Origin of the sequence: Solimicrobium silvestre (genome assembly GCF_002976435.1) — a bacterium.
Taxonomy (GTDB): Bacteria; Pseudomonadota; Gammaproteobacteria; order Burkholderiales; family Burkholderiaceae_D; genus Solimicrobium; species Solimicrobium silvestre.
In genome coordinates this window covers 1-1,449 of record NZ_PUGF01000058.1, presented here as the reverse complement: position 1 = coordinate 1,449, position 1,449 = coordinate 1, and the positions used below count along the sequence as shown (strand labels likewise).

1 protein-coding gene is annotated in these 1,449 nt (G+C 43.9%); it reads left to right on the top strand.

The window, feature by feature from the left end; genetic code table 11:
* Positions 1 to 51: 51 nt before the first annotated feature.
* Positions 52 to 1,415, top strand: a protein-coding gene (locus S2091_RS23700; protein WP_423828261.1) for an IS3 family transposase whose coding sequence is annotated in 2 segments (ribosomal slippage) — positions 52 to 547 and positions 547 to 1,415 — 1,365 coding nt in all. Because the reading frame shifts where the segments join, the coding sequence is not laid out codon by codon here.
* Positions 1,416 to 1,449 lie beyond the last annotated feature (34 nt).

Sequence of the window (1,449 nt, the reverse complement as noted above, 5' to 3'; positions counted from 1 at the left end):
TGAACTGCACCCCAAAAGTTGGACATCCGTCCAAACTTTTGGGGTGTTTTCATGAGTAAGTATTCAAAGCAATTCAAACTAGCCGTTGTTAAACGGTATCAGGAAGGTTCAACGGGTTATAAAGCCGTTGCTCATCAATACGAGATTAATCACTCGTTCGTGCGTAATTGGGTAAAGCAGTACGCGCTACACGGCGAAGCGGGGCTGGATAAAAAATTCAGTCATTACAGCGCAGAGTTCAAACTATCTGTACTTCAATATATGTGGGATAAGCAGCTTTCCTACCGCGAGACGGCGATCTTGTTTGATATTCGCAATTTGAATATTCTCAGCAATTGGGAACGCAGTTATCATAGTGGTGGCATTCAAGCCCTAATTCCACGTACCCGAGGACGCCCCAAAGCCATGTCGCCCCCAAAAAAAGTTCAGCCACAACCTGCCAAAACAGATGAGAGCCGCAGCCGCGAAGAATTGCTGGAAGAAGTGAATTATCTGCGTATGGAGAATGCCTATTTAAAAAAGTTGAAAGCCTTAGTTCAGGAGCAGGCACTGGAAGCGTCACTCAAAAAGCGCAAGTAGTCCAGGAACTAAGGCAGAACTATCCTATTGTTGGTTTGCTTAAGATTGCGGGAATGGCTCGCAGTACGTTTTACTATCAACAAAAAGCGTTGATGGTGAAGGATAAGTATGCCGATTTGAAGAAGCACATCCGCACAATTTACGCGCGTCATAAGGGGCGTTATGGATATCGTCGTATCACGGCGAGCATCAAGCAATTGGGTATCAATGTGAACCATAAAACCGTACAGCGGTTGATGGCAGAATTAGGGTTGAAATCATTGGTCAGAATCAAAAAATACCGTTCCTACAAAGGGAATGTCGGTCGTATCGCACCAAATCTATTGCAGCGCCAGTTTGTCGCTGAAAAGGCGAATCAGAAATGGGTGACGGATGTCACGGAATTTAATGTGGCAGGAGAAAAACTCTATTTATCGCCCATTTTGGATTTGTACAATGGCGAAATCATTGCCTATGAAACGTCCCGCAGACCTGTGTTCAAGATGGTCAGCGATATGCTCAAAAAAGCATGGGCCAAGCTCAAACCAGACGATAAACCAATGCTGCATTCAGACCAAGGCTGGCAATATCAAATGTCGGCTTACCAACGAATACTGGAGCAACGTCAAGTTGTACAAAGTATGTCGCGCAAAGGAAATTGCCTGGATAATGCGGCAATGGAAAGCTTCTTTGCAGTACTGAAGTCAGAATATTACTATCTGAATAAATTTAAAACCATTGAAGAGCTTGAAAAGGGATTGGCTAACTATATTCGCTACTATAATTACGACCGCATTAAACTGAAATTAAAAGGGCTGAGTCCTGTGCAATACAGAAATCAGCCCTCGGTAGCCTAGCAATTAATCTGTCCAACTAAATGGGGTCAGTTCA